Source organism: Photobacterium kishitanii (genome assembly GCF_003026355.1).
In the GTDB taxonomy this organism is placed as follows: domain Bacteria; phylum Pseudomonadota; class Gammaproteobacteria; order Enterobacterales; family Vibrionaceae; genus Photobacterium; species Photobacterium kishitanii.
The window spans coordinates 41,522-48,369 of record NZ_PYON01000027.1 but is presented as its reverse complement, the minus strand read 5'-3'; the positions used below and the strand labels follow the sequence as shown (position 1 = coordinate 48,369).

The following is a 6,848-nucleotide window of genomic DNA, read 5'->3' as shown; positions in this document are numbered from 1 at the left end:
ACTGTCAGTCTTATAGACCAACAACATTTGCAGCTTGCAGACCTTTTTGGCCTTGCTCTACTTCAAATGATACTTTCTGGCCTTCAGCCAAGGTCTTAAAACCGTCTGAAGCGATGGCACGGAAGTGAACGAATACATCAGCACCGCCGTTGTCTTGAGTAATAAAACCAAAACCTTTCTCTTCGTTAAACCATTTTACTAGACCAGTTGTTGAATTAGACATGATGTATCCTTTACTTTGAATCTGATTAAATCATCGCGCTATGCAATAATCTGAAATGATAATATTCATATAAGTAATCGTACTTACCATCATCACTATAATAATACCGAGTAATTATAGAATGCGTTCAATACTTATATTTTTATTAAATAATGTCATTGGCGAGATAAGACATTTAATTAAAATCATTTCTTAATTAAATCCCCTAAGGTATTAATAAGAAATATAGAAATTACCAATTATTTTATTGCTGCTGTTCGTTATATTTCCTGCGGCTGTTTTTTCGCAGTAACTGAATGATATATCAAGATTATCAACATTACCGTTAATAAGAATATGGCGTTTCAATACATCACTATTTAACTGGTGAATATTAGCACTCCAAGTACGTTGATCTTTTACTAAATTAAAATTTACTATCATTATTTAACTTCTTGGTTTTTATTTAAAGTTGCAGGGTTTTCTTGACGATTTTGTTGAAACCAAAATCGCTTACGGCCTAATGAACGAGACATAATTGTCCTCAATTGTTTATTCGCAATAAAAATATTAAGACGATAAAAGTCATCAAAGTTTTTATGCTAATTAAATATTAAAATGCTATTTATAATAATGTAACGAAGAAAATAAGGAACGTAACGACAGATGCAGATTGAGATGCAGATGTTGGAAGTGTTTTATATTTCGATGATATTGTATAAATAATAGTTTGGTGAAAGTAACGTCAATGGTACTACGACCATTGACGTCAACTTAAAATCTTATAGCGCTACAACGTTTGCAGCTTGAAGACCTTTTTGGCCTTGCTCTACTTCAAAAGACACTTTTTGGCCTTCAGCAAGAGTTTTGAAACCTTCAGAAGCGATTGCACGGAAATGAACGAATACGTCAGCACCGCCATTGTCTTGAGTAATGAAACCGAAACCTTTCTCTTCGTTGAACCACTTAACGATACCAGTAGTAGACATAATGTGTCCCTTAATTTAATTAAAATTCATAAAATTTATCGTGCTTAAAATCACGATGCGCTGAAAGCTTGAATTATTGAATGTGACTATGAAGCTAAGGGAAACACTAAGGAATGCAACAATAACGAAGATATTCTGAGGGTTTTTCTTTTACTTGACGTTTTCATTAATAACTCTGAACAACAGAGCGACATCATTATTATCTGGTTAGCGATTATTGTAAAGATTTATTTTAAGATAAAACACAAAAAGAATATAACCAACTGATATTACTTAGAAAGATTTCATACCTAACCAAGCAATATCAATAAAAAAACACCATTCCGGATGAATTTTGAATGTTTTTAAGGCTTAAAAATTAAATTGATCGTTTTAAAATCATACGTTTTGGCCAGCGACATAGCCAGAACTCCACGCCCATTGGAAGTTATAACCGCCAAGCCAGCCACTAACATCCATCACTTCCCCAGCAAAAAACAGCCCGTTAATTTTTTTCGATTCCATGGTTTTTGAAGACAACTCATCGGTATCAACACCGCCTAAAGTCACTTCTGCAGTGCGATAACCTTCAGTACCATTGGGTGCAATATTCCATTGGTGGAAATAATTCGCTAGCTGCTCAAACTCTTTATGATTAAGTTGCTTTAACGGCTTATCGGTAATATCACCGCGGTTGATTAACACTTCAATTAAACGCTTTGGCAATAAACGCGATAAAGTGTTCTTTAAACTCTGATTAGGGTGCTGTTCACGTGACTCAATCAACGTTTCAGCCAAATTAAGCATTGGCAACAAATCAATACTCACTTTCTGTCCAGGCAACCAGTAAGATGAAACTTGCAGTACTACAGGCCCTGATAAACCGCGATGAGTAAATAATAAATTTTCTTTAAAGCTGGTGCCATCAGCAGTAGTGATCACCGCAGGTACTGCGATACCGGATAATTCTTCGAAGGTATCTTTATCTTGTTTATGTAACGTAAACGGCACTAACCCTGCAGTCGTTGGCACCATCTTCAAACCAAACTGCTCTGCTACTTGATAACCAAATGGGGTGGCACCCAATTTCGGCATTGATAACCCCCCCGTTGCAACCACCAACGATTCACAGCTAATAGTCTCACCGTTAACATCAAGACTAAAACCCGTCTCGAGCTGCATGATTGACGTAATATCGGTTTGATAACGTAAAGCGACATTTGGTAAGTCACATTCAGCAACCAACATTTTGACAATGTCTTTAGCTGAATCAACGCAAAACAACTGTCCATGATCACGTTCTTCATAGTCAATTTCATACTGACACACTAAGCCGATAAAATCCCATTGGCTGTATTGCGACAACGCTGATTTAACAAAATGGGGATTACGACAAACATAATTATTAGCGGCAACATCATTGTTAGTGAAATTACACCGACCACCACCTGAAATTAAAATTTTACGGCCAGGTTTCTTGCCGTGATCAAGTACTAACACTGAACGTCCACGCTTACCTGCCGTGGCGGCGCACATTAAACCCGCTGCACCTGCGCCAATAATTACTACATCATATTTGTTTGCCATGGATTTCAATCAGCCTTTAATGTCACTAAATAAACGCAAAAAGGATGCTAACGATTAGCATCCTTTTTCTATTGTCGCTGCTATTTTACCTGCCTCTTGGCGCAATACCAACCGCTATCCAATCTCAGTTATTTATTCGATTAAAATCAAGCTTGTTGACGATTATCGATAGCGGTTAATGCACTAATCGCAGCCGTTGGCATATCTAAAGTGGTGGTAGGAAATGCGAAATCAGCCCCGTGTGAATGTACAATCGCGACAATTTGTAACATCACATCTTGCTGTACCGCTTTGTATTTGACCCAATCAACTGTTTTAGTAAAGGTATACACCAGTATATTTAGTGATGATGGTCCATAGGTATCAAAGCTAACAATCAATGTTTGGCGAGTTTCAATATCAGCATGGTTTTGCAGCATCGTCTTAATATCATCGACCACCAATCCAACCACCGCCGCATCACAATAACGTAAGCCAACACTTTGCTTAATCCGGCGATTCTGCATCCGTGAAGCATTCTCAACCACCACCGAGCTAAACACTGAGTTCGGTACATATAATGGTCGCTTATCAAAGGTACGGATCACTGTCATACGAAATCCAATCCGTTCAATCGTACCTTCTATTTGGCGATCTGGGCTACGAATCCAATCACCAACTTTAAATGGGCGATCAAAATAAATCATCATCCCACCAAAGAAGTTAGCCAGTAAATCTTTAGCTGCCATACCGACAACTAAACCACCTACGCCACCAAAAGTGAGCAAACCCGATAAACTTAAACCGAAGTTTTGCATCACAATTAAACTGCTCAATACAATCACAATTAAGCGTAATATTTTTGAAATAGCAGTAACGGTGGTGGCATCTCGATGAGGACGATTATCTAATATTGTCTGCTCAATATTGGTGATCAGCCGCATCAGAATCCAAATAAAGACCCCAACCAACAATAAGTGGCGTAATAAAGCCAAAAAACCACTGGAATAAGAGGTAATATTATCGACCATAATGCCTAATGACATCAGCCCTGGCCACACCCAAATACATAACGAAACCGGCGCTCGAATAGCATCAATTAACGCATCATCCCAGATTAAATGGGTTTTACTCGCTATCGTGGCTAATCGGCTTGAGAGTAATAACCACCCCCCCCAAAGTAACGCACTCAACAGTAGCAACAAGCCAATGTTATACATCCAATTAACGGACGCACCTTTTTCAAGTGATGACAACCAGATTAAAAATTGATCCATAGCTACTTTGGTTCCGATACTGAAGATAAAAATGAAGTTTCATTGATAAACTATTGTTATATTGATACTAATCATATAACACTGAGCGGGGATACAGCAAAGAAAGTGCCACTAGAGCAGTGACACCTGAAGAAATAAACCTAAGATTAGAGTCCGAGAAAGGCCACGGCAAAAATAGCCACAAAAAAAGTAATCATAAACGTACTTGCTAACACAAATAATTTACGAACTTTCATGCATTTAGCCATAAAAAGCGGATCGTGATGTTTTTTATACTGTTGGCTACGAATGTAATGAAATAAGCGGATCTGTTTACTGACATTACCTTGAGATGAAAAGAAGCCACGTCCATCTACCTGCTGATATAATAATGGGTCACAATCTCTCATCACCACCAACAAAGAACGCAATGTACTGATATACCTACAAGTATTAACAGTTGCTACCACAAAAATCGCAACCAAAAGTGCATCACCACTGATCATAGTTATCCCCCCTCTTACTATCACTGACTTATAGGGATAAAAAGGGCAGCGTATTACCACCACCCTAAAATCACTTTAAGCTTGTGAGTCCATTACCGACGTTGGTGCTGATTCGCCTTTAGCCATCGCAGCTAAATCTTTATCAATAAAGAATAGCGCTTTGCCGTCTTCACCAACTAACTCAATTTTATCTAAAATGCCTTTGAATAACTTCTCTTCTTCATGTTGCTCTGACACATACCACTGCAAGAAATTAAAGGTTGAATAATCTTGAGTAGAAAATGCAACATGGGCTAATTCATTAATTTTTTTAGTGATAAGTTGCTCGTGCTCGTACGTTTCACGGAACACTGCGCCTAAAGAAGCAAATTCATGCTTAGGTGCTTCAATGGTACCTAAAATAGGTAACGCACCCGTTTCGCTCACATAAGTAAACAAACGTTGCATATGCTCCATCTCTTCAGCAGCATGCACACGTAAGAACGCAGCAGCACCTTCAAAGCCTTTATCTTCACACCATGCGCTCATTTGCAGATATAGATTTGAAGAAAAGAACTCTAAATTAATTTGCTCATTAAGATTTTCAACCATTGCCTTGGCTAACATTGCACTACTCCTGTTTGTTTAAGTGTAATCAAGACATTGTCACTGTGCATTGTTAAGAATGCAACAAATGAACAAAACGCCTTCATTAAAGATAACCACTGTTAGTATAAACCACTAAAATAACAATAAAAAATAATCGACGATTACGGAAAATAATTAACCATTTAGTAACCTATAGATGCGACCTAATCGATATTTTTAAGTTTATACCAGTGCTAACATACATCATTATTGTATTGCTATGGAGTGTAAGTGATGGTTTATAAACATATTCTCGCTGCTATCGATCTTTCTGAAGACAGCGCCTATCTCGTCGATAAAGCAGCCAAATTAGCGCAGTCATTGGATGCTGAACTATCACTGGTCCACATTGATGTCGACTACGCTGATCTCTACACTGGTTTAATTGATATTAATCTAGCAGAGATGCACGAACGTGCTGAAAATGATGCTCAGAATAGATTACACCAACTTGCTAATAGCGCAGGTTACCCAGTAGCACACACTTTAGTAGGTAGCGGCGATTTAAGTGAAGAAATTTGTGTCGCCATCAAAGATCTTAATGTTGATCTGGTTATTTGTGGCCATCACCAAGATTTCTGGAGCAAAATTTTATCATCGACGCGTCAACTCATTAGTCGCACTCCGGTTGATTTATTAATCGTCCCCCTAAAGTAATTCAACTACAGATACAGCAGTTGTTATCATAATAGCTGCTGATCATCGTTATTATTCTGCGTTTTAATTCTCATATTCCTACTGCCGCAATTTAGTTACACTATCATTACCCTTTATCAACACACCATGTTGCAACGATGAGATATTTATCTGTAATTACCCTGTTATGGGCTTTTTCTTTTAGCTTGATCGGCGTTTACCTTGCTGGCCAAGTCGATGCTTGGTTTTCAGTGTTAACCCGCGTTTGTTTAGCCGCAGTCGTTTTTTTACCGTTTTTACGCACCAAACATCTACACCCTAAGCTAGCGCTAAAATTAATGGCCGTTGGCGCCTTTCAGTTAGGGCTGATGTATTGCTTCTATTATCAATCGTTTCTATATTTAACGGTGCCAGAAGTGCTGCTGTTCACTATTTTTACTCCTATTTACGTGACCCTTATCTACGACGCACTGCATAAACAATTCTCACCATGGTATTTACTCAGTGCAGTGATCGCAGTATTAGGTGCCGCCGTGATTAAATTTGAAGGTATTAATCAGCACTTTATTATTGGTTTCTTAGTGGTTCAAGGTGCCAATCTTTGCTTTGCGATTGGTCAAGTAGGCTACAAAAGAATTATCGAACAAGAGCAAGCCGATATTCCACAACATACCGTCTTTGGGTGGTTTTATTTAGGCGCAGTTTGTGTGGCAGTGCCGATGTATTTATTGTTTGGTAATAGTGCAAAACTACCAACGACCTCGCTGCAATGGGGCATTTTAGTCTATCTTGGCGTGATAGCTTCAGGAGTCGGCTATTTTATTTGGAACAAAGGGGCGACGCTGGTCAATGCTGGTGCCCTGGCAATTATGAACAATGCCTTAGTCCCAGCAGGTTTGATCGTCAATATTGTAATTTGGAACCACAATGTTGATTACCCACGGTTAATTATTGGCGGCGGGATTATTTTATTATCATTATGGTTTAACGAAAGCTGGGTAAAAAATAAAGTCGCAACCCAGCGTCAAACGCTAGACTCGCAACGATAGTGATATAAAAAAGGCGCGTTAAACGCGCCTTTTTTAAT

9 protein-coding genes are annotated in these 6,848 nt (G+C 38.4%); 2 read left to right on the top strand and 7 right to left on the bottom strand.

The genetic code is table 11. The annotated features are described in order from the left end of the window. Window positions 1–10: 10 nt before the first annotated feature. The 7 genes from cspE (C0W29_RS20015) to ftnA form a co-directional block, all read right to left on the bottom strand. Window positions 11–223 (bottom strand): transcription antiterminator/RNA stability regulator CspE, encoded by a 213-nt coding sequence (gene cspE / locus C0W29_RS20015; RefSeq protein WP_036789212.1) that lies wholly within the window; start codon window positions 221–223, stop codon window positions 11–13. A 213-nt stretch (window positions 224–436) separates the two neighbouring features. Further along, window positions 437–646, bottom strand: a complete 210-nt coding sequence (locus tag C0W29_RS20010) for a hypothetical protein (protein ID WP_036789208.1) — start codon at window positions 644–646, stop codon at window positions 437–439. Between the two features lie 338 nt (window positions 647–984). Next, window positions 985–1,191 (bottom strand): transcription antiterminator/RNA stability regulator CspE, encoded by a 207-nt coding sequence (gene cspE, locus C0W29_RS20005; protein WP_036789206.1) that lies wholly within the window; start codon window positions 1,189–1,191, stop codon window positions 985–987. Window positions 1,192–1,569: 378 nt separating this feature from the next. Continuing rightward, window positions 1,570–2,757, bottom strand: a complete 1,188-nt coding sequence (locus C0W29_RS20000) for a BaiN/RdsA family NAD(P)/FAD-dependent oxidoreductase (RefSeq protein ID WP_045045810.1) — start codon at window positions 2,755–2,757, stop codon at window positions 1,570–1,572. Between the two features lie 146 nt (window positions 2,758–2,903). Beyond that, on the bottom strand, window positions 2,904–4,013 hold the full coding sequence (locus C0W29_RS19995) for a mechanosensitive ion channel family protein (RefSeq protein ID WP_045067437.1): 1,110 nt from the start codon (window positions 4,011–4,013) through the stop codon (window positions 2,904–2,906). Window positions 4,014–4,159: 146 nt separating this feature from the next. Further along, complete coding sequence (uspB, locus tag C0W29_RS19990; RefSeq protein WP_036789200.1) at window positions 4,160–4,498, bottom strand: universal stress protein UspB; 339 nt, start codon at window positions 4,496–4,498, stop codon at window positions 4,160–4,162. Window positions 4,499–4,573: 75 nt separating this feature from the next. Next, the gene (gene ftnA / locus C0W29_RS19985) at window positions 4,574–5,104 is read right to left on the bottom strand and encodes a non-heme ferritin (RefSeq protein ID WP_045043967.1); all 531 of its coding nucleotides are present in this window, start codon (window positions 5,102–5,104) and stop codon (window positions 4,574–4,576) included. Between the two features lie 255 nt (window positions 5,105–5,359). Here ftnA and C0W29_RS19980 point away from each other — a divergent pair, with 255 nt between their 5' ends. Both C0W29_RS19980 and C0W29_RS19975 read left to right on the top strand, forming a co-directional pair. After that, complete coding sequence (locus C0W29_RS19980) at window positions 5,360–5,782, top strand: universal stress protein (RefSeq protein ID WP_045045809.1); 423 nt, start codon at window positions 5,360–5,362, stop codon at window positions 5,780–5,782. Between the two features lie 137 nt (window positions 5,783–5,919). Then, window positions 5,920–6,810 (top strand): carboxylate/amino acid/amine transporter, encoded by an 891-nt coding sequence (locus tag C0W29_RS19975; protein WP_045043965.1) that lies wholly within the window; start codon window positions 5,920–5,922, stop codon window positions 6,808–6,810. Window positions 6,811–6,848: the final 38 nt, after the last annotated feature.